Source organism: Mesorhizobium sp. M0045 (assembly GCF_040323385.1).
Classification (GTDB): domain Bacteria; phylum Pseudomonadota; class Alphaproteobacteria; order Rhizobiales; family Rhizobiaceae; genus Mesorhizobium.
In genome coordinates, this window is record NZ_JAMYUY010000066.1 from 1 (window position 1) to 1,541 (window position 1,541).

Annotated in this window: 1 protein-coding gene; it reads right to left on the bottom strand. The window is 56.5% G+C overall.

Going from position 1 to position 1,541, the window contains the following annotated elements; all coding sequences use genetic code 11:
• Window positions 1-154: 154 nt before the first annotated feature.
• On the bottom strand, window positions 155-1,541 hold a 1,387-nt coding region (locus tag NKJ72_RS30875; RefSeq protein ID WP_502901929.1), incomplete at its 5' end, for a CapA family protein.

Consider the following 1,541-nt stretch of genomic DNA (forward strand, 5'->3'; position numbering starts at 1 on the left):
GCTCTCACAGGTGATGCGCTTGTCCGCTGTGATTGGGCGGCTAAATCAGCATGCAAGTGGTGCATCTTTTCTTAGATGCAGTGCGGCAGGTCGCATCCCGTCGTCATCACCTGGCGTCAGAGGCCAAGGTCAACGCGGTTATCGCTGCGCCACATTAGGCCGTGGTAGGCTGTAGTCGGATCAATCCGATGCCATTTTCGATGTCGATTTTGGTGCCAAATGGCTTGGAGAGCTCCTGCAGCCGCTCCAGAATTTCTTTTCCCAGCGGTGCTGGAGCTAAACGGGGCACTCCGCGATTGGCAAACCTGTTCGTGCGACGGAGCTCGATTGGATAGAGTCTCAATTCAGCAAGCTGGTTCTGCTCAAACCGGCTGACGGCGACGACGCTCTCGTAATAGATCGCATCGGATTGAGGACCAATTAATCCTTCTGCTGTCGGGTATCCTTTTGCCACCTCGTCGACCGTCACTTCGGCGTCCGTATCGACCCGCGGATCCTTACCATATGCTTCGTACATGTCGGCGCCCACCGGCGTCCGAAGGTCCTGACAGAAGAAATTCCCCAGGCTGTAAAAAATAGGTCGCCCTTTGTAGATCTCTATGCCTCGCAACACATGGGGCCCGTGTACAATGTATGCATCGGCTCCAGCATTGATTAGCTTACGCGCAAAGTCTTGTTCGTAATCCGGTGGTTCCAGGCTCCACTCCCCAGGCTCGTGCCCATGGTTCGTTGCGATGCAGAAGTCGGAGAACTGCTTGCCCTGACGAACGTTCCGTAAAATATGGGCGACATCGCGCGTGTTTGGCTCAAAGCTGTAGCCGGCCTTGTCACCGCTTTTAAATGCCACCCCAGCTACTACGACCCGGCTCGGATCCTGCACGCCGGGCATACTGTCAGGCAACACATTGCGTACCCGCCTCAAACTCTCCAGCATCTCCGCTGGAACGACAACGCTCTTCGTCAAGCGAAGAGCATTGAGGCCGGGCCTAGCCGGTGCCTCCCCGGCAGGGTCGCAGGCACGAGATATTGGCTCGAACGTTGTAGTGAATGATACTAACGCGACGCGGCCGCGAGGGGTTTCCCAATAGCGAGCAGCGCCCGCCTGTGCGAGATTTTCGCCGGCACCTGCATGGATGATCCCGTTCTCCTCAAGCGCCCGGCTCGTCTCGCGCATACCTTCGACGCCCCAGTCAAGGGTATGGTTATTCGCGCGGCTGAGCATATTGAAGCCCATCGCCTTCAAGTCAGGTCCAAGCTCGGGAGCGCTGATGCAATACGCACCGCCGTACTCAGCCTGTGGGCATCCTTTAGACCGAACATCCAAGATGTTGGTCTCCAAATTGCCGAAAGTGACGTCCGCACCATGAAAGGTTTCAAAAACATCGGCCAAGCCGGGATATTGGCCTTTTGTCACCGGCCGCGCCAAGAGAAGGTCTCCGACTGCCGCCATCGTGAAACCGTTTGCAACATTCGTTTCTATCGACCCGACCGTATCAAAGCCACCATCTCGCTGAATCGCAGAGTGACGGTCTTCGTGAGAA